Here is an 18,814-nt window from a genome sequence, read left to right on the forward strand (position 1 = left end):
GGCTAATGAAACAGTCTGTTCTATTCATTCCTGGATTTGCGGCAATCTCAGCGATGTGGGATTACGAGATGAATAATCTGAGTGATCTCATTGAAGCCCAAAGTCTGATAATGGCAGGGGATTCACTCCAAGAAATGGTTGATTTCGTGGTTAACAGCAAAACACTGCCTGATAAATTTGCCCTGGTTGGCCATTCCATGGGGTCTTGGGTGGGAGCTGCCACCGCTGCACTGCATCCAGAAAGAATTACCAAGCTAGTGCTGATGGACGGTTGGGCCCGGACTAATGCTGCCAAAGCCACCGAAATGAAGGTCACGTTAAAAGCTCTGCAGGCAGGACAACACCAACAAGTCTTGGCCCAACACTGCCCCAATGTTTTTTATGCCAATAATGCCAACTTCAGTAATAACGTGAAGTTTCTGCGGAGTCTCCAGGAATCTTTGCCAGAATCCCTAATTACGCAACAGTGGCAGGCTATGGTCAAAGATAACGATATTCGCCATTTATTACCAAAAATTCAATGTCCCACCCTGGTGATCCATGGCCGCCATGATCCATGGTTTGACTTGGACGAAAATTTATTCCTGGTCCAATCCATTGCCCATGCCCAGTTCAGCATTGTGGAAGATGCGGCCCATGGCACTCCCATTGAACAACCCCAAGCGACAACGGCTTTACTACGCCTTTTTTTGGGTAATTAAGCTAACTAAATAGTGGAACCAGCACTGGGGGGAGTCGGGGGAGCGGAAAGCAAATTCCTCAGACCTAAAGCACCAAAGGCGGCAAAACCAATGGAGAGCATTAAACTGCTCAGTCCCACCCGTAAACCTTGTTTGAGAGCTTGGTTGGAAGCTTGGCTTTCCACTTTTTGCCGTTGCTCCGCCACTTGAGTTTCTAAATTAGTCTTGATTTCTTCCATTTTTGCCTTGAGGGCGGCCGGATCCTTAGACATTTCCCGCAGACCTTTGAGTTCGTTCACCTGACGCTCAATATTGGCCAACTGCTCTTGGTTGAGGGGATTACCATTAACTTGACCAGCGGCTAAAAGTTGTTCCCCTTCTTGAATTTGTTGTTCCAGCGCTTCTGGATTTTGGGAAAGGGCATCGAATTGTCGCAGAGCACCTTCCACCTGTTGTTGCCCTTGGCCAATTTGGCTCTCCAGTTGGGCCAACTCCGCTGTTTTGATTTGGTTCACATTGGTCAAATGCACCGGAATCAATAGTAAAAAGACTAACCCCAAGGCGATCGCCAGAATATAGATTGGCATCCTTAGGTCAAAACCACCTTTGGGAGAAGTACCGGCGGTTTTAGCCATGGTATCCACGAAGTAACCAAGGGAAATCAACCCCATGCCTAACATAGGAACAATGCCCCGGTCGACAATGCCCGTTACCGTCGCCAACTGCCACTGGGGATCAGCCATTTGCAAGGGAAAAATAAGGCTGAAAAAGTCCAGCAGGGCAATGAGGATGAAAATAACACCAAATAACTTCAATGTCAGGGTGGTAAAGGCAGGGATGTTCATAAATTTCGGAGAGCAACGAAGTATACTATACGCTATCTTTCGACGAACGAATCAACCCAGCATTGCATGGGAACAAGGAGTTTCTCCAATTCCTTTTCGTCCAGATCACTGCAATTAATCTATCCAAATGCAGTCTTCCCAATCCTTCTCGGCGGTGGACTTGGTACCATTGGCTAAAACTGAGGCTAAGTCGAAATCTTCCCGATTAGCATTGGTGATTAGATTACTGTTACCGTTGGTTTGCTTCGCTTTGTGGGTTTTGGTCTTACTGCCAAAGGGGTTAAGGGTTATGCGACCATTGTGGGTAGAGCGGGAAGAAGCGGTGACCATACCCGGACTGGTGGATTTAGTGTGGCTAGGACGGCCATCCGCACCCTGGGTGGCATGGGGCGTTTCTGTTTGCAGACGAGTGTCACGATTAGGGGCTGTGTTAGCTTGGGTATTCTTCCCCTGAAAAGCCGAGGTGGTTTTTGCTTCCGGCATAAGATGTTCAAGGAAATAGTCTAGGGTCTTCTGCTTCACCCAACCCTTGAGCACCGCCACAGAGCCAAATCTAATCCCCAATTTACGCTGTTCTTCTAGGATTAAATTGACTTGATCCTCCTGGAGCAAATAGGCCTGCTGTAGGTAGTAACCTAGGGGACGGCGATCGCGGGTTTTGACCATCCGGGGCCAGGATTCGGCAAAGAAGTCCACTGTTTCCTGTTGCAACCAACCGCGCACGACTAAAATCTCGCCAATGGGCAGGGGGGAATACTGCTGGTCTTGGAGAGCAACTTGTATCTGGGCGTCTGTGATAAGGTCAGCTTCCCTTAAAATTTCGCCGAGCAGTTGAGAACAGGGGGACTTAGCCATGACGGTAAATTCACGAAAAAGGGCGGCTTATCAGCGAGGAGATACTGGCAGTTTTGGGGTGCAAGGATGGAAAAAAAGTTTCTGAAAGCCCTCTAAGCCGGAAAATCCAGCAAAATCATTGCCTGTAATGCCAAAAACTCGGATATATTGACTAAAGCCGATAGGAGCCATCATAAGCGATCTTTTCACCAATTGTCATTACCAAAAAAATCAAAGTTTGGCTATACCCTAAGGACGGAATTGTTTCAATCGCAGAGCGTTGGTTACCACGGAAACGGAGCTAAAGGCCATGGCGGCTCCGGCTAGGATGGGATTGAGCAGTAAGCCAAAGAGGGGATAGAACACCCCAGCGGCCACAGGAATGCCCACAACATTGTAAATGAAAGCAAAAAAGAGATTTTGCCTGATATTACCCATTGTGGCTCGGCTCAGCTTAATGGCGGTCAAAATTCCCTGTAAATCACCGGAAATAAGAGTGATATCACTGGCGGCGATCGCCACGTCGGTGCCGGTACCAATGGCTATGCCCACATCGGCTTGGGCTAGGGCCGGAGCATCGTTAATACCATCCCCCACCATGGCGACGATGTAACCCTTTTGCTGTAATTGTTCTACCTGTTGGGCTTTATCCCCTGGGCGCACTTGGGCCAATACATGGCGAATACCCACCATGTCAGCAATGGCCTGGGCAGTGGCCTGATTATCCCCCGTCAGCATATAAACGGATAAACCCAGTTTTTTCAGGGCTTGCACCACCTGGGGGGAGGAGGGCTTGAGGGCATCGGCGATCGCCAATAGAGCTTTAATTTCCGTATTGACCGCGAGCCAAATGACGGTTTTTTGCTCCGTTTCCCATTGCTGGGCTTGATTTTGCCATGGTTGATGCTCCGTACCAGTGACCCCCAAATCTGCTAACCAGTCAGGCGTTCCCAATCGCACCCATTGCCCCCGCCATTGCCCTTCCACCCCACAACCGGCGATCGCCTGGAAATTTTCTATCTCTAGCAAACTCACCTGTTGGGATTGGCCGTAGTTAACCACTGCTTCCGCCAGGGGATGTTCGGAATATTGCTCCACACTGGCCGCCCATTGGATTAACTGTAAACTTTCCTCCGTGGAAGTGGGGGACAAGGTAAAAAAGTTGGTCACACTGGGTCTGCCCTGGGTTAACGTGCCGGTTTTATCCAACACAATGGCCGTTAACTTTTCGGCCATTTCCAGACTGCTAGCTTCTTTGATCAGCACTCCATACTCCGCTCCCTTACCGGTACCCACCATCACGGAAGTGGGAGTGGCCAAGCCCAACGCACAGGGACAGGCAATGATCAGCACCTCCACCAAGGTCAACACCGCCAGGGTAATATTGCCCGTGGTCAGCCACCAGATACAGAAAGCGGCGATCGCCACCACAATTACTGTGGGGACAAACCATTGGGTAATGCGGTCGACAAAATGTTGGATGGGAGCTTTGGAAGCCTGGGCTTGCTGTACCAATTGAATGATTTGGGCTAGCACCGAATCCTGTCCCAACTTACTGACTTGAATATCTAAACTGCCGCTCTTATTTAAGGTGGCCCCAATTACTTCTGCCCCAACGGTTTTATCCACCGGAAAACTTTCCCCCGTCACCAAGGATTCATCCACGGTGGAATTGCCCGCCACTACCATGCCGTCCACTGGGATTTTTTCCCCCGGCCGTACCCGCACCACATCGTCAATTTCTAACTCGGCGATCGCCACCGTTTCCCAGGTTTCCCCCCGCTTGACCAAAGCAGTTTGGGGTTGTAGCCCCATTAATTTACGGATCGCCGCAGAAGTCTCCCGCCGGGCCCGCTGTTCCAACGACCGTCCCAATAAAATTAGGGTGATCACCACCGCCGCCGCTTCAAAATAAACGTGGGCTTCCAACCCCTGGCTAGTTAACCATTGGGGAAAAAGGGTAATGGCCACGGAATAAAAGTAGGCCGCACTGGTGCCCAACGCCACAAGGGTGTCCATGGTGGCACTGCGGGTTTTAACGGATTTCCAAGCTCCCCGGTAAAATTCTGCCCCGGACCAGAACTGTACTGGGGTGGCCAACAGCCATTGCAACCAAGGATCGTGAAAAATGTGGGGAAAATGGGGAATATTCACCCCCAGCATCATTGGTAGGGAACCGAAAAATAGCACCACACTGATCCCTAAAGCCGTCAACAACTTGGCCGAAAATAGGGGCTTGGTATCCTTTGCTTCTCCAAGGGATAATGCCTCTGGCTTCAGTACCTTCGCTTGGTAACCGGCCCGGGCCACCGCGTCTGTGAGAATTTTGGGATCAATTTCTCCTTGATAGCTGACCGCCGCCTGTTCCAGGGCAAAATTCACCTGGCAAGACTGCACCGCCGGCACCTTGGCGATCGCCCGTTCAATGCTGGAAGCACAGGCCACACAGCGCATCCCCTCCAGTTGCAGATTGATGGTTTGGGCCATGGTTAATTGGTAATACTCAGTACAAAGAAAAGCTTACCTTCAATTTTAGCCACCGCATATTGGGAAGCTAAGGAACAGCCCCGGGCCTCACCTTGGTATAATTGCCTAGCTAAAGACGGACGGTATCAGCAGTTGAACTCTTTGGCAGTGACCAAATTTTTAACTTTTTAATTTACCGAGATAAGTACATGAAAACTGCATGGGTATTTCCCGGCCAAGGTTCCCAGGCTGTGGGCATGGGGGTAGATCTGCTCCCAACGGCGATCGCCAAGGAAAAATATCAGCAAGCCGAGGAAATTCTGGGCTGGTCAGTGGTGGAAAAATGCCAGGGGGATGAAGCTAGCCTGGCCCTGACCCAAAATACCCAGCCCTGTTTGTATGTTATCGAAGCAATTTTGGCTGATTTGCTCAAGGATAAAGGTTTTCAGCCGGATTATGTGGCAGGTCATAGCTTGGGGGAATATTCCGCCCTCTACGCCGCTGGAGTATTCGACTTTGCCACGGGTTTGCAATTGGTTAAGGAACGCTCGGAAGTTATGGCCGGAGTTTCCGGGGGCATGATGGCCGCCCTCATGAAATTTGATCAAAATCACTTACAAACAGCCCTGGCAAATAATCCGGAAGTGGTGCTAGCCAACGATAACAGCCCCGAACAGGTGGTTGTTTCCGGTACCGTAGGTGGGGTAGAAACCATTTTAGCCAGCGTTAAAGCCCGCCGGGCCGTCCCCCTGAAAGTATCCGGAGCCTTCCACTCCAGTTTTATGGCCCAGCCGTCCCGAGCCTTTGCCCAAACCCTAGAAGCTTGCCGGTTTAACGACGCTACGGTGCCCGTCCTCTCCAATGTTGACCCCAACCCCAGCCAAAACGGCGATCGCCTGAAGGAAAAACTAATTCAACAAATGACCAGCTCCGTGCGCTGGCGGGAAACCATGGTGACCCTAGAAGAAATTGGTGTAACGGATTATTGGGAAGTGGGCCCCGGTAAAGTACTGACTGGTTTATGTAAACGCACCTGCCCCGATCTGAACCTGAAAAATATCGGCCAATTAGAGGATTTGAATTCCCTGTAGGATTACTGAAAAGTATGGATTTTTCCCTAAAGTCCCCAATACTGGGGGAGTTTCAATTACATTCTGGCCATAATTGAGGGGTCAGAGGGATTTCTCAACCATGCTCCCCGGGTTTCTGCCACCCCATCCGGGCTTGCTAACATTGGCCTTCTGGGAGTTTTTTCCCACTCCAAATTCCTCTAAGATGGACAGAGCAAGCAAGAATTTTGACGGGTTGGCAGCATCCAACAAGTCTGTCATAGCTATATTTCACCCAATTTTCTCGAAGGAGAGTCTATCGTGTCTGCCCACAAGATTCTGGTCATCGATGACAGCAAAGTTATCCGTATGCGAGTTAGGGATATGTTGCCCCAGGGAAATTTCGAGGTGATTGAAGCCAAGGACGGCCTCGAAGGTTTTAACCTCATCCAGAGTGAACGGCCTAACTTAATCATGTTGGACTTTCTCCTGCCGAAAATGAGTGGCTGGGAAGTGTTTCAATCGGTGCAGGAACGCCCTGAACTCAAGGCCATTCCTCTAGTGTTGATGTCCGGCCGTAAGGAAGAAGTGCTCGAAAAAATTCCCGAACCCTTTGAGTATTTTGCCTTTGTGGAAAAACCGTTCGAGCAAAGGGAATTGGTGGCCGCCATTAAAGAGGCAATGGTGAAGGCCAAAAAACACGCCCCTGTGGCCACCGTGGCCAGTGCCGCTGCCCCCGCTGGGGATTTGGCCGCCGAAGTGCGACAACTCAAACAACAGGTGGCCCAAATACACGGTGAAATTGACCAGTTGAAAAAACAGTTGGGCCAATTGGTTACTTTCATCAAGCAACGACTTTCCTAGGCTATGCTTTGGGGCCTGTTCACCGCTAGACTTGGGGGGAAACCTTCGCGTTGAGAATAGGACTATGGCATCCCCTGCACCAGAGTTAGCCAACCCAACCATAGATGAAATGACCCCGGCTAGTCACCACGACGTGGTGGAAACTGTTATTTCCGGCATGGCCCAGGAAAATAGCGCCTTTGTGCAAGATAACGACCAGGGCGCCATCTGGAAATTTGCCTATGGCAGTGTGGAAGTGCTAGTACAGCTCACTGGAGAAGGGGAAAATGATCTGTTTCGGGTCTGGGCCGAGGTGATGCCCTTACCCAAAGAGCCAAGCCAATTATTGGCGGAGGTGATGCAATTAAATTGGTCAGATACCTTTGAAGCTTGTTTTGCTGTGCGGGAAAATCATTTAATTGCCCTCCATCAGCGCACCGTGGCGGATCTTTCCCCGGGTGAAATTTCCAGGGCCATTACCCTGGTGGCAACTTTAGCTGACGACCATGACGATCGCCTGAAGGAAAAATACGACGTTTAATCAAAGTTTCCTGATCACCAAAGTCAAGTATTAATTAACTAATAATCTTCTTCCAAAGCCGCAAACAAAGCGCTGAGAATCTGATTAGAGTATAAAATGCCCTCCGGATCAGTGAAGCAAAACCTCTGCACCGTTTCCGTTGTGGCCCAGTTTGGGGCCAGGATTTGGTTATCCTCGCCGTAAAATTCCAGCCAATGGCGATCGCCAAAAGACTTTAAAGTATTCAGGATGATCTGCTTAGTCCCTGCACTAGTCGCAGGCAATTGACCCCAAGTTACCCCGGCAGTGAGACGCAGGCCCAGCATCAAACTTTCCAGCAAATTTTCCAACGGAGAAACCGTTTCCCCTGGAGTCGGACACCCTTGATTGAGCCAAGATTCTAGCCATTGGTAATAGTCATTTCTGGTGCGGGGACGACCAAAACGTTTGCTGTCAATGTAACTGGTGGCCCCCATGCCAAAGCCGTAGTAGGGCAAATTACGCCAATAGATTTGGTTATGGCGACATTGGTAATCGGGGCGGCCATAGTTGGAAATTTCGTAATGCTGAAAACCAGCTTGGGTTAATACTTGTTGTCCGTGGCGGTAAAAGTCTGCACTACACTCGGACGGAGGCACAGCCAATTTTCCCCACTGTTGCCATTTGTCGAACACAGTTTGGGGTTCTAACACCAAGTCATAGCAGGAAATGTGTTTAGGCCCTGCGGCCAGAGCCAGGGTGAGGGAACTATGCCAATCTGCTGCCGTTTGCTCCGGTAGCCCGGTAATTAAATCCAAACTCCAATTTTTAATATTCTCCTGGGCGATCGCCGTGAGGGCCTGGTCAATGTCCCGGCGACGGTGGTGGCGGCCACAAAGGGTTAGTAGTTTGTCCTGAAAAGCCTGTACACCCAAGCTAAAGCGGTTAATGCCTAAATTTTTATAGGCTTGCAATTGGCGTTGATCAAAGGTGCCAGGATCAATTTCAATGCTGATTTCAGCTTCCGTAGCAATGCCTAAATGTTTATCTATTACCGCTAAAATTTTTTCCAAACCGGCGATGGGTAGTAAGGAAGGAGTGCCTCCACCAAAGAAAACTGTTTTTAAGGGTGCTTCTTGGTGTTGTTGCCCCGCAATTTCCCGGCAAACTGCGGCTACATATTCCCCCACCCAACCATCCATATTTAGGGACTGAAAACCTGTAACGGCAATGGGAAAATCACAATAAAAACAACGTTGGCGGCAAAAGGGAATGTGAATATAGGCGGCGGTGGGCATTAAATATTTGCCGGTATTTACTGGCGATAAAGTTGTCTTTTTCCTATGTAGTTTTGTACCGGATCTGGAATTAGATCATCGTCCTTAATTTGTCGGTAAATGCTGGAGGAAATGGGGGGAGTGATGGCTTGATCGTTGTCTTGACCTACCAAGTGGTAGCGCCCTCCTAACTGTTCCAATTTATCCAAATCAGAGGGGTCAATGCTGTAGCCTGGTCGGGGAAAAATCACTAGCTTGACGGCGGGCAATAATTCTTTCACTGCATACCATTGGGGAATTTGGACAATCAAATCAGCCCCCACCACCAAAGCATAATCAGGGTCTAAACCCCACCTTTGTTGGGCCCGTCGCAGGCTAATTAAACTGCGGCGATCGCTTAAATCTTCCCAAATTTGCACCGTCGCATAATCCTTCTGTATCTCCTCCACCAACAGCTTCAACATTGCCTGGCGATCGCCTAGGCTGGCCCAGTGGCCCGTTTGGGGACTGGGACCTTGCTTGAAGGGGTTATCGGCCGCCCATACCGCCACTTGGTCAAAATGCTGGGCTAACCAAACGAGAATGGCCCGATGGGCCAGGGTGGGGGGATCAGCACTAGTGCCAAAAAGGGCTATTTTCACAGGGGAGTTTCAATCCAGATTGCTTGGGTCTCCGAACAACTAATTTTTGGCTTCCGTTAGTTCAATAACCCGTTCATCGTAATCCTTGACCAAAAAATTCAGGGGCTTGCGACTGCGTACTTTATAGCGGAGACGACGGGACTGCACCCGCAGGAAAATTTGCTCTAAACAATCGTGGTCAAAGCAGACATGGCGTTGGCGATTGTTACTACCAAAGCTAGCTCCACCGATGATGTGCAGTTGGGTATTTTTTTTCAACTGATACCAAAGCCCATCCTGGGCACTATAGCGGGTATCCGGAGCGATTTGGGGATTGGCCGCCATGGAAAAAGAATCCCAGCCGGCCGTGCCTAGGGTTTGCTCATAGTTGTAGTAGTAATGCAGGGGCACATCTGCCACGTTTAAGTCCAGCAAGCCTTCATAAAACGCTTTGGCGATCGCCAGGTCGGACACCATTACCGTATAAACCTTGGGGGCACTGGTGAGAAATAACCACATGGCCAAAGCATAGGCCCCCAACAGCATCACCATAATGCCTTGGGTGGAAAACAGACTGTCAATAGGAATCAAGGCGGCGAAATGCAGGGGCATAGCTTAGGCAACTGGGGTATAGAACCCGAAAAATCGGCAAAAATTGTTAGGATCATTGGGCTTAGCCCGTTCTAGGGTTAGCAGACGCTGTCGAACTAGAATTGCCCTTGGGGTACATTCTACCAAGACCCCTCCCAGTGCTCCAACCTTACGTCCCCCTAGCCCATGGATCAGTTGGATCAATTCAGTGATTATTTTGTCCCTCCCCTACAGGTGGGCCAAACCCATTTTAATTGGGGGAAATGCACCTATGTGATGGGAATTTTAAACACCACTCCGGACAGTTTCAGTGATGGGGGCGAGTTTAATTCCCTACCAACGGCCATTGACCGTGCCCAAGCCATGGTGCAAGGGGGTGCCCATATCATTGACATTGGTGGCCAGTCCACCCGACCGGGGGCAGAAACCATTAGTTTACAAGAGGAATTGGCACGGACTATTCCCATCATCAGAGCCATACGGCAGCAATTAACCGTACCCATTTCCATCGATACCACCAGAGCTGAGGTGGCCCGACAAGCCCTCGAGGCCGGAGCGGATATGATCAACGATATTTCCGGGGCGACCTTTGAACCGGAAATTTTGGCGATCGCCGCCCAGCATAAAACCCCAATTATTTTGATGCACATACGGGGCACCCCCCAAACCATGCAAAATTTGACAGATTACGGGGATTTAATCGGGGAAATGAAGCAATTTTTTGGCCAACAAATTGACTTGGCCCGCCATTACGGGGTGCTCCCCCAACAAATTATCCTTGACCCCGGCATTGGCTTTGCTAAAACCGCCGAGCAAAATATCACCCTACTGCGGCAGTTACCGGAGCTTAAAAAACTTGGTTTCCCCCTGTTGCTTGGGCCATCCCGTAAAAGCTTCATTGGTAAAATCCTTGACCAACCGGATCCCAAAGAAAGAGTTTGGGGCACTGGGGCGGCCTGTTGTCGGGCGATCGCCGGTGGCGCGGATATAGTCAGAGTCCACGATGTAGAAGCCATGGCCCAGGTCTGTACAGTGGCGGATGCCCTATGGCGATGAGTAAGCTCAACCTCAACAAATTGCTCAGAAATTGGGGGCAAAAACTCCAGCGTTGGCCCCTAGGAGAATGGTTCGGATTAGCGCTCGTGATGCTACCCATAGCTTTATTGTTCTGTTGGGGTTTAGATATTCATGAATTACGCCCGGGCCAAGAAAAGAATTTAGTCCAAGCAGCCCAATATTGGTTAACCACCCAGCAAAATCAAGGTTTTTCCGCCGCCAGTTTTTTCAATGATGTCGGGCGATCACCGTTACCGATTTGGCTAATTGGTTTCAGTCAATCCCTTTTTGGTCAAGGACTCTGGGGCGATCGTTTATTGGTAGCCTTGCTCAGTGGAGCTAGTTTACCCCTGTTGTATTGGTTGGCCAAAGAACTCTATGGTCGCAGTTTACCAGCCCTGCTGACGGTGGTGGTCTACGGCACTGCCCCCACTGTGGTTTATTGGGCCAGGGTGGCCAGCATTAACGGTTTTTTATTACCCCTCACCATTACCTTCTTCGCCAGTGTGCTATTTTGTCGTCGAGATTTAAGGGGAGGCCTGCCCTTGGGATTGAGCCTAACCGCACTTAGTTTGACCGATGGCCCCACTGCCATTTTGCTCCTGGGCACCGCTTTATTTTTTCTCCATTGGGACACCCCCCGTTTAAAGTTTTCTCCCTTTTTCTGGCTTGGTTTTACCCTAGGTTTATTACCGGCGATCGCCTGGTGGTTAGGCTATGGTTTCCTACTGCACGGGGAAATTGTGGACTCGATAATGGTCATCGGTGGCTCTCCCTGGCCCATAAAATTAAGGGGTTGGCTATGGCTGCTGGCCAGTTCCCCTGGGCTAATTTTTGCCATCAATACTTTTCCCCAAGCCCAACAAGCTTTGCCCTGGAGTTGGGCCCGTTTTCTCATCTGCCAGGGGGGAATGTACGCCATGTTGGTAATTATCTCCCCTTGGCCCAGCGCACCTTTGACCATGGCCCTATTGGTGGTTATGGCATTGGCGGCGGGATTGACTTTAGCTGAAATACGGCAAGGAGCTAGTACCTTGGCTTATCCTCCCTGGTGGCGTCGATTTTTCCTAACCCTAGCCGGTTTGACTTCCTTGGGGGCCATGGCTATTTATTTCTCCTACCGCCGGGGAAATTTGCCCAATTGGACTGCCCAGGACGGGGTAATCAGCGTATTAGTGCTAGTGTTACTGGCCTTAACCTTGGGGATGACGTCCCTGTTGTTGGATCGTCAGAGATCTGAGTTCATCAACGTACTTTTTTGGGGTCTGTTTGTCTGTTTATTTTTGGCAATTTACAGCCCCCTGAGCCATCTGCCACCAATGTCTTTGCCCAATGTGATTGCTTGAATGAGTAAATTTTAGGATCAAATATGCTTGTTAATCTGTCAAAAGGCGGACTTGGTCCCTACTCTCCAGTAAAGCTAGTAAAGATTGTTAGCCCTCTTCCGACATCAAGGTAAAGTTTTCTCATAATTGAGCTGAAAAAATTCCCTGACCAGATTAACCGGGGGTTTTGGACTTAAAATCCTTGTCATTGAGGGTTTTATAACATCTGTCTTCCTTGTTTGCTGAGTAAATACTTCACAAAAAACTTTACAAAACTTAAAGAATTGCTTAGTATTATTAGTGGATTGATCCCAGTCATTCCCAAACTATTCTTCAGTTTCCAGTTGGCCCAAACGCCCCCATCGGACAGGCATTATGCGTCATTAACCTAGCCCAGTCCGTTTCGAATCTTACTAACGTGGCGTTCCCTGGGTTTATTTGGTCTCCCACTGCGATTCCCCCACTGAAATCACTAATCCAAGATGACTGCCAGAACCAGCCCCGATTCCGTCCGTGCCTATCTCAGAGAAATTGGTCGTGTGCCCCTGCTCACTCACGAAGAAGAGATTGTTTACGCCAAGCAAATTCAGCAGGTAGTCAGTCTCAACGAGATTAAAAAGTCTTTGGCCGAGGGTAAAAATGGCGAAGCGGTTTCCCCCAGCGAGTGGGCCAAGGCCGCTGATTTGTCCATCCAGGAGTTAGAGAAGACAATTAAAGAGGGGGAACGGGCCAAGCGCAAAATGGTGGAGGCCAATCTCCGGTTGGTGGTTTCCGTTGCAAAGAAATATCTCAAGCGCAATCTAGATTTACTAGATCTGATCCAGGAGGGCACCATTGGTATGCAACGGGGGGTGGAAAAGTTTGACCCCACCAAAGGTTATCGGTTTTCCACCTACGCCTACTGGTGGATTCGCCAGGCTATCACCCGGGCGATCGCCGAAAAAAGCCGCACTATTCGTTTACCGATCCACATCACAGAAAAGTTAAACAAGATTAAGAAAGCCCAGCGGCAACTATCCCAGGAAAAAGGTCGGGCCGCATCAATTGCCGAATTGGCAGAACATTTGGAACTGACCCCAAAGCAGGTGCGGGAATACTTAGAGCGCTCCCGCCACCCCCTTTCCTTGGATTTACGGGTGGGAGATAACCAGGACACCGAGTTGGGGGATTTATTGGAGGACGATGGTCCCCTGCCGGAGGATTTTGCCACCTATGCTTCCCTGCAGTTGGATTTAGATGGTTTGATGGCGGAGTTAACCCCCCAACAACGGGAAGTTTTAATTCTTCGTTTTGGCTTAAATGACGGTCAACCCCTGACCCTAGCCAGCATTGGTTCTATGTTGAGCATCAGTCGGGAGCGGGTGCGGCAGATTGAACGGGAAGCTTTAAATAAACTACGTAAGCGCAAGTCCATGATTCAAGAATATTTAGCTAGCTAAAGAAAAGCTAACTTTCGTTACATTCTTTTGTCTTTTGCATAGATTAATACCCCAAAAACCGTATAATCCCTAGCAGTATTTTTAAGAAATGTAACAATTTTTAAAGATTCCCAATTGCCCCACACCTCACCTTTGGAATAAAAAGATATTATGCGAGTCACTTTTTCCGCCACCGAACAATTAAGCCTCCAGCAGTCTGACCCGTTGCCGAGCTTGCAACATTATCTCCGGCAACCCCAACGTTTGGTGCGGGCGATCGCCGACCCTAAATTAATGGAAGTACTACCTGGCGATCGTTTTAGATTAAAGATGCGACCGCTCAACTTTTTAGACATATATCATTTTCAGCCCACAGTAGTCCTGAAGCTATGGTCTAACCCGACGGGCACTGTGTTTCTAGAATCAGAAAGCTGTGAAATTCGTGGTATTGATTATATTAACCATCGTTTTAGTTTGCGGTTAAAAGGTCGTTTGGCTCCCTACCACCAGGGGGGACATACATTACTCCAAGGCAAGGCAGATTTACAGGTGGCGGTGGATCTACCCCAGGCCCTCTGGTTAACCCCAAAACCTTTACTAGAAATGGCGGCTAACGGTTTATTGCGGGGGGTTTTGGCTCGCATTAAACAACGACTCCAAGGACAACTTTTAGCAGATTACGAGCAGTGGTTAGCCCAGCAAAATGAGAATTCACCACTCCAAAGTTCTCCCGCTGTTGAAGCTTTAGAACCAATTTAACTAGATAGCTTAAGTATTTAAATTGTCCTTAAAACTGGACCATAGCCAAACAAAATTGATGGATTTTTTCTATTCCTATCCACCCCTAATTGCTGGTACTTTAGTCAAACGTTATAAACGCTTTTTGGCCGATGTTGAGTTAGATAGCGGTGAAGTAATTACAGCCCATTGTCCCAACACTGGTCCCATGACTGGAGTTTGTCAGATAGGGGCAAAGGTCTACCTTTCCCAGAGTGATAATCCTAAGCGGAAATTAGCCTATACGTGGGAAATGATTGAAGTAGATAATACCTGGGTAGGAGTGAATACTGGCTTACCTAATCGAGCCATTAAACAAGCTTTAAATGAAAGGATTTTTCCCAATCTAAGGGAAGATTATGACAATATCAAGCCGGAAGTTGTTTATGGTAAAGACAAAAAAAGTCGCATTGATTTTTTGTTGACTAAGCCAGCGCAAAAGCCAGTTTATGTGGAGGTGAAAAATACGACTTTAGCCAAGGAAAATTTAGCTTTATTTCCCGATACAGAAACCACTAGGGGACAAAAACATCTCCAAGAACTGATGGATATTTTGCCAGAAGCTCAGGCGGTGATGCTTTACTTTATCAATCGGGGTGACTGTACTCATTTTTCACCAGGAGATGCCTATGATCGCCGTTATGGAGAACTACTGCGCCAGGCGATCGGTGCTGGGGTAGAGGTGATGCCCTGCCGTTTTGAGGTTAGTCCAGAGGGGGTAAAATTTCTCGGTATGGCGGAATTAGTCCTTTGAGATAGATTAGGTTTTATTACCCTTCTATCAAAAAAGGGGAAATAGAATAAGGAAATGGCGACAACATAGTGATGAATGTGTATTTGTTGGCCAATCTTCAGATAGAAAACTTAGACCAAAGAAATAATTGTTCGAGTGAATTAAAATATAGGAAATAGAAGTTTCACCAGGATAGACAAAAACATCCATGGTGCAATAAGGAATGGGAGGCAGTTAGCTATAAGTTCGACCCGAGCGCTTTCTCCCAGCATTTCTATGGGTAACCATTGGCGAACCGCTTAGCGGATCTCTACAAGATCCCCAACTTCTAGGGCTAATAAAGCGACTCAAATTGAAGGTTCAGCAATTATGGTTTGCAGAAGCCCCGGCTATGGGAATAATTTCTCCTTGGATAAATTCGCTTTTTTCCGTTGCCCGTTCTTCTTTTTGCAGATATAGTTGATTTAATTGAAAGTAAGACACTGAACGGAGCTAAAAGCCTCTTTGGTAAAGACCTTAGCTATCTCAATCTTACTTTGATTGACTATATTAATCCACCGCGAAGGGTTTAGTTGCGGCAACGACCATTATCGACCTCCTGTTTTATCCGGCTTGTTTGAATTTAGCCTCAACTTTTTGTTATAGTCGTTTTTAGTAAGATTGAGGCAGTCAAACTCACCGAAAAGCTTGTCAATAAAGACTTAAGCAGTCCCGAAACTATTTGAAATGACTATAGTGTTTAACCTTACCAAGATGGTCAACTTGAGCAAAAGGCGATCGCCTAGGGGGACTTCATTTTTGCTTTGCTTCGCCAACTGCGTTCTAGAAGTTTGAATTGTTGACCCAAATAATCCAAATTGGGTGGTTGTTCTCCATAACGCCAAGCTACATAGGCAGTAGAAATTTCCACAATTATTTCTACCTGTTCGGAGATTAAATGTTCCCGCAGGGACTGGGCAAATTCCCCGGGGGTTTGGGCTCGACTTCTGTGAAAACCCCGTTGTTCTAGATCGTAGAGCAAAGTTTGATAAAGCCTAGCCATGGGATGGAGCCGGGTCAAGCGACGATACTGCAACCAACGTTTAGCCTGCATCCAGCCAAGCCAACCCACAAAACCAGCGGCGATCGCCAAAATTAGTCCTAGTAAAGCACCGCCTAAACTGGTGGAAATCAAATTCCAGAACCAGCGCAGAATAGTAATGAGGAATCCGGTGACAGCGGCCCAGACATTAGCCAGGAAACCACTCACCGGGGAAGGCAACCAACCCGCTACCCAACGCCAAATTTGTTGGAGCACGCTAAAGGTTTCGCTATCTTCAATGGAAGGGGGATAAAGTTCGTGGCCGGGAATGGGGTCGAACATAAACCAGCCCAGCCGAGGGAAAAGCACTTCTGTCAAAGCATAGGCATCGGTGTTATGGACTAAGTGATAACCGGTGAAGGGATTAAATTGTCCTGGAGCAAAGCCCACCGTCAGCCGGGCGGGAATATCTAAACTCCTCAGCATGATGGTTAGCACCGTGGCAAAGTGATCCGGTAGGCCCCCCTCGTATTCAAATAAAAACGCTGTGACCAGGTCTTCATCTTTGTCGAAAAATGGTAAATCTGTGCGAATGCGGTAATTTTGCTTGAGAGCCTGGGTCAAATACAGGGAAATTTCATAGGGGGTTTCCAGGGGGCGTTCCGATTTGGCTAACAATTCCTCGGCTTTGGCCCGCACCGCTGATTTGATATCCGGGGGAACCTGTAGCAATTCGGGCTTAATTTTTACTTCCGGGGGAATACGATACTTTTGCAACATGGTCCGGTCCCGCACCGGTACTTCCGAAATGACTGTGTAGGTAATGCCTTCCATTAAGCCCACTGGCGATCGTAAACTGCCATTGCGGTCTATGGCCACCTCCCTGGTGGGAAAGTATAAAAATTGGGGATGGTAAAGACTGGGAATTATATTGGGCAAATCCATTACAGCAGTGTAGGTCTGCACCACATTTTCCGTTTCCATTAATGAGTCAATGCTATCCAGCCCAAAACGATAGGACCATGGCGATCGTTGTATGGTCGTGATTTCTGTATTGTCGGTAATTTCCCATCCTTGGCCAGTGTAACGGTCAAAGGATAACGCCTTCCAAAAACCCGGCGCCTGGGAACGGACCCGGAGCACCAATTGTTTGGTCATTTCCCCCCGTAAATTTTGATTCATACGGCTGTTAAAACCGTAGTAGAAGGTATCATCCACCTGCCCCGGTTCTGAACTATCAGCCTCCCCCCCCGTGCCAGTGCCGTCGCCTCGACCATAGCCGGGATTATTAATATCTTGATTTTGCCCTTCGAAGGTTTGTTGTTGCATTTCCCCAGGGCTGGATACAGGAAAACTTTGCAGTCTATAGCCAGCAAAGCGGGGCATTAGGGCAAATAATAACAGCCCAAAAGCTAGGGTCACCACCAACAGGGCTAGCAATTTTTTCGGTACTAGGGGGGAATCTTCCGCCTGATTTAATTGGTTCCGTCTGCCGGCACTTTTCCAAAAGGGCAAAGAAAGGGGAATTCCTTCCAACCCTAAACGGGAACGATAGTCCAGCACCAGGGTGGGAATGGCTACGGCTAAAAAGAGTATTAACCAGGGAGCAAAGGCCAGGGTTTGGGACAGGGTTCCCGCCACGCCCAAAAGGATTAGCCCAATCACCATGGAGTAGCCCAAATCTTTACGCTGGGGCAAGTCAAAACTGTGCAACACCTGCAATTGCACCAATAATCCCGCTAGGGCCACCTGGCTGGCATTGAGATTCTCCACCAAGTTGCCCAAAAAGACAAACAACATGGCCACCATGGCGATCGCCAGCAGAAATTTGAGGGCAATATTCTTCTTTTTCCTTTGGCGCCAACTCCACCAGGAACCGACAATGCTGAGGGGAATGGCCCATAAACTCCACGTGGTCTGGGCTGCGACATCCGTTGCCACAATGCCCACAATCACCATCAACTGCACCAAAATGCGAAAGACAATGGATTCCTCAGTTTTAGGCTCCGGCAAGTTTTGGAATTGGGCTTGCCATCGTTCTAACCAACGGAAGACGGGGGAGGGGGAGGTCATGGATGGAGAGGGGAGGTTTTGTTGTTAACGAAATGGGGTTTTATGCGACACAAACCAGTTTGTTGCTAATAAGTGATCCTCAAAAGGCATTGTAACCTTCTGCTAATTTGAGTAACTCAGCTCAATTTGCCGAAGGGCTGTCCCCACCAGCGCCAACACTCCTTATTGAATGGCGATCGCCATTTGAGGATTAACTCCTTTTCCCAAGCTAGGAGAGTTTTTTTATCCGGGGGCACATGGGGCCAAAAAGCTGCCACCACTTCTACCTCCAATTCATAGCGGCGGTGCAGTTCGATATAGCTCAGAATATAGTCTTTACAGTCGTGGGTTCCCTGCCAACGTTGATCCGCTGTCAATTTGGTTTCCCCGACATACAGTAACAATGGCCAACGGCGATCGAGGATGAAATATAAACAGCCCTGATTTTCCCCAGCTATGTTTGCTGAATCCTTACCCTGTCGCCAAAAAAGGGAAGACTGTTGGGGCAGAGTAAATGGGTCAATTTCGTCGGCATGATGCCCATTAGTGACTGGGGTATCAAACAGAGAAGTTTGTTTGGGTTGGCCCGTTTGCCGTTGACTCTGTTGATATTGGTAAACTTTCCCTTGCCAATCTTCCAAACCCTGGCGATCGAGCAATAGTTTTGGCTCCCGTTTTACCCGGTAGCTGGAGGGAGTATCAAACAGTTTGAGCTGTTCCAAAATATT

The 18,814-nt window shown here is 48.7% G+C and carries 17 protein-coding genes and 1 pseudogene; 9 read left to right on the plus strand and 9 right to left on the minus strand.

Going from position 1 to position 18,814, the window contains the following annotated elements:
• Window positions 1-5: 5 nt before the first annotated feature.
• Window positions 6-701 carry an alpha/beta fold hydrolase gene (locus D082_RS07965; RefSeq protein WP_028948173.1) on the plus strand — a complete coding sequence of 232 codons (696 nt, stop codon included), beginning with the start codon at window positions 6-8 and terminating at the stop codon, window positions 699-701.
• A gap of 5 nt (window positions 702-706) precedes the next feature.
• Here the strand turns inward: D082_RS07965 and D082_RS07970 are convergent, their stop codons facing one another.
• From D082_RS07970 to D082_RS07980, 3 genes are all read right to left on the minus strand, one after another.
• Window positions 707-1,525 (minus strand): HpsJ family protein, encoded by an 819-nt coding sequence (locus D082_RS07970; RefSeq protein WP_028948172.1) that lies wholly within the window; start codon window positions 1,523-1,525, stop codon window positions 707-709.
• A 114-nt stretch (window positions 1,526-1,639) separates the two neighbouring features.
• The gene (locus D082_RS07975) at window positions 1,640-2,380 is read right to left on the minus strand and encodes a hypothetical protein (protein ID WP_028948171.1); all 741 of its coding nucleotides are present in this window, start codon (window positions 2,378-2,380) and stop codon (window positions 1,640-1,642) included.
• Window positions 2,381-2,608: 228 nt separating this feature from the next.
• Window positions 2,609-4,846 carry a heavy metal translocating P-type ATPase gene (locus tag D082_RS07980; protein WP_028948170.1) on the minus strand — a complete coding sequence of 746 codons (2,238 nt, stop codon included), beginning with the start codon at window positions 4,844-4,846 and terminating at the stop codon, window positions 2,609-2,611.
• Between the two features lie 188 nt (window positions 4,847-5,034).
• Here D082_RS07980 and fabD point away from each other — a divergent pair, with 188 nt between their 5' ends.
• The 3 genes from fabD (at window position 5,035) to D082_RS07995 (ending at window position 7,258) form a co-directional block, all read left to right on the plus strand.
• Window positions 5,035-5,916 carry an ACP S-malonyltransferase gene (gene fabD / locus D082_RS07985; RefSeq protein ID WP_028948169.1) on the plus strand — a complete coding sequence of 294 codons (882 nt, stop codon included), beginning with the start codon at window positions 5,035-5,037 and terminating at the stop codon, window positions 5,914-5,916.
• Window positions 5,917-6,195: 279 nt separating this feature from the next.
• A complete protein-coding gene (locus tag D082_RS07990) occupies window positions 6,196-6,738 on the plus strand; it encodes a PleD family two-component system response regulator (protein WP_028948168.1) in 543 nt (180 codons plus the stop codon).
• 64 nt (window positions 6,739-6,802) lie between these two features.
• Entirely contained in the window at window positions 6,803-7,258 is a 456-nt protein-coding gene (locus D082_RS07995) for a YbjN domain-containing protein (RefSeq protein ID WP_028948167.1), read from the plus strand.
• A gap of 38 nt (window positions 7,259-7,296) precedes the next feature.
• Here the strand turns inward: D082_RS07995 and hemW are convergent, their stop codons facing one another.
• Genes hemW through D082_RS08010 form a run of 3 tightly spaced genes read right to left on the minus strand, consistent with a single transcriptional unit; the run spans window position 7,297 to window position 9,725 of the window.
• Window positions 7,297-8,514, minus strand: a complete 1,218-nt coding sequence (gene hemW, locus D082_RS08000) for a radical SAM family heme chaperone HemW (RefSeq protein WP_028948166.1) — start codon at window positions 8,512-8,514, stop codon at window positions 7,297-7,299.
• A gap of 17 nt (window positions 8,515-8,531) precedes the next feature.
• Window positions 8,532-9,134 carry a nicotinate-nucleotide adenylyltransferase gene (locus D082_RS08005; RefSeq protein ID WP_028948165.1) on the minus strand — a complete coding sequence of 201 codons (603 nt, stop codon included), beginning with the start codon at window positions 9,132-9,134 and terminating at the stop codon, window positions 8,532-8,534.
• A gap of 39 nt (window positions 9,135-9,173) precedes the next feature.
• A complete protein-coding gene (locus D082_RS08010) occupies window positions 9,174-9,725 on the minus strand; it encodes a hypothetical protein (RefSeq protein ID WP_028948164.1) in 552 nt (183 codons plus the stop codon).
• A gap of 165 nt (window positions 9,726-9,890) precedes the next feature.
• Between D082_RS08010 and folP the strand changes: the two genes are divergently transcribed.
• The 5 genes from folP to sfsA all read left to right on the plus strand — a co-directional run bounded on the left by folP (window position 9,891) and on the right by sfsA (window position 15,034).
• On the plus strand, window positions 9,891-10,760 hold the full coding sequence (gene folP / locus D082_RS08015) for a dihydropteroate synthase (protein ID WP_028948163.1): 870 nt from the start codon (window positions 9,891-9,893) through the stop codon (window positions 10,758-10,760).
• Entirely contained in the window at window positions 10,751-12,106 is a 1,356-nt protein-coding gene (locus tag D082_RS08020; protein ID WP_051738769.1) for a glycosyltransferase family 39 protein, read from the plus strand. The genes folP and D082_RS08020 overlap by 10 nt, the downstream gene beginning before the upstream one ends.
• Window positions 12,107-12,567: 461 nt before the next feature.
• Window positions 12,568-13,524 carry an RNA polymerase sigma factor, RpoD/SigA family gene (locus tag D082_RS08025; protein ID WP_028948162.1) on the plus strand — a complete coding sequence of 319 codons (957 nt, stop codon included), beginning with the start codon at window positions 12,568-12,570 and terminating at the stop codon, window positions 13,522-13,524.
• A gap of 150 nt (window positions 13,525-13,674) precedes the next feature.
• On the plus strand, window positions 13,675-14,262 hold the full coding sequence (locus D082_RS08030; protein ID WP_028948161.1) for a DUF1997 domain-containing protein: 588 nt from the start codon (window positions 13,675-13,677) through the stop codon (window positions 14,260-14,262).
• Between the two features lie 58 nt (window positions 14,263-14,320).
• A complete protein-coding gene (gene sfsA, locus D082_RS08035; RefSeq protein ID WP_028948160.1) occupies window positions 14,321-15,034 on the plus strand; it encodes a DNA/RNA nuclease SfsA in 714 nt (237 codons plus the stop codon).
• A 342-nt stretch (window positions 15,035-15,376) separates the two neighbouring features.
• Here sfsA and D082_RS17720 read toward each other — a convergent pair.
• The 3 genes and pseudogenes from D082_RS17720 to D082_RS19030 form a co-directional block, all read right to left on the minus strand.
• Window positions 15,377-15,496: pseudogene (locus D082_RS17720) on the minus strand (Uma2 family endonuclease); the annotation flags it as partial.
• A gap of 298 nt (window positions 15,497-15,794) precedes the next feature.
• On the minus strand, window positions 15,795-18,107 hold the full coding sequence (locus tag D082_RS08040) for a DUF3488 and DUF4129 domain-containing transglutaminase family protein (protein WP_028948159.1): 2,313 nt from the start codon (window positions 18,105-18,107) through the stop codon (window positions 15,795-15,797).
• A gap of 116 nt (window positions 18,108-18,223) precedes the next feature.
• Entirely contained in the window at window positions 18,224-18,808 is a 585-nt protein-coding gene (locus tag D082_RS19030; protein WP_028948158.1) for a GIY-YIG nuclease family protein, read from the minus strand.
• Window positions 18,809-18,814 lie beyond the last annotated feature (6 nt).

The organism is Synechocystis sp. PCC 6714, assembly GCF_000478825.2.
GTDB lineage: Bacteria > Cyanobacteriota > Cyanobacteriia > Cyanobacteriales > Microcystaceae > Synechocystis.

What these genes read in the sequence shown, in the direction of transcription:
- D082_RS08030 (WP_028948161.1), top strand. Translation starts at nt 13,675, where the DNA reads ATGCGAGTCACTTTTTCCGCCACCGAACAATTAAGCCTCCAGCAGTCT.
- D082_RS08040 (WP_028948159.1), bottom strand. Translation starts at nt 18,107, where the DNA reads ATGACCTCCCCCTCCCCCGTCTTCCGTTGGTTAGAACGATGGCAAGCC.
- folP (WP_028948163.1), top strand. Translation starts at nt 9,891, where the DNA reads ATGGATCAGTTGGATCAATTCAGTGATTATTTTGTCCCTCCCCTACAG.
- D082_RS07965 (WP_028948173.1), top strand. Translation starts at nt 6, where the DNA reads ATGAAACAGTCTGTTCTATTCATTCCTGGATTTGCGGCAATCTCAGCG.
- sfsA (WP_028948160.1), top strand. Translation starts at nt 14,321, where the DNA reads ATGGATTTTTTCTATTCCTATCCACCCCTAATTGCTGGTACTTTAGTC.
- D082_RS07970 (WP_028948172.1), bottom strand. Translation starts at nt 1,525, where the DNA reads ATGAACATCCCTGCCTTTACCACCCTGACATTGAAGTTATTTGGTGTT.
- D082_RS07980 (WP_028948170.1), bottom strand. Translation starts at nt 4,846, where the DNA reads ATGGCCCAAACCATCAATCTGCAACTGGAGGGGATGCGCTGTGTGGCC.
- fabD (WP_028948169.1), top strand. Translation starts at nt 5,035, where the DNA reads ATGAAAACTGCATGGGTATTTCCCGGCCAAGGTTCCCAGGCTGTGGGC.
- hemW (WP_028948166.1), bottom strand. Translation starts at nt 8,514, where the DNA reads ATGCCCACCGCCGCCTATATTCACATTCCCTTTTGCCGCCAACGTTGT.
- D082_RS08025 (WP_028948162.1), top strand. Translation starts at nt 12,568, where the DNA reads ATGACTGCCAGAACCAGCCCCGATTCCGTCCGTGCCTATCTCAGAGAA.
- D082_RS08010 (WP_028948164.1), bottom strand. Translation starts at nt 9,725, where the DNA reads ATGCCCCTGCATTTCGCCGCCTTGATTCCTATTGACAGTCTGTTTTCC.
- D082_RS07975 (WP_028948171.1), bottom strand. Translation starts at nt 2,380, where the DNA reads ATGGCTAAGTCCCCCTGTTCTCAACTGCTCGGCGAAATTTTAAGGGAA.
- D082_RS08020 (WP_051738769.1), top strand. Translation starts at nt 10,751, where the DNA reads ATGGCGATGAGTAAGCTCAACCTCAACAAATTGCTCAGAAATTGGGGG.
- D082_RS07995 (WP_028948167.1), top strand. Translation starts at nt 6,803, where the DNA reads ATGGCATCCCCTGCACCAGAGTTAGCCAACCCAACCATAGATGAAATG.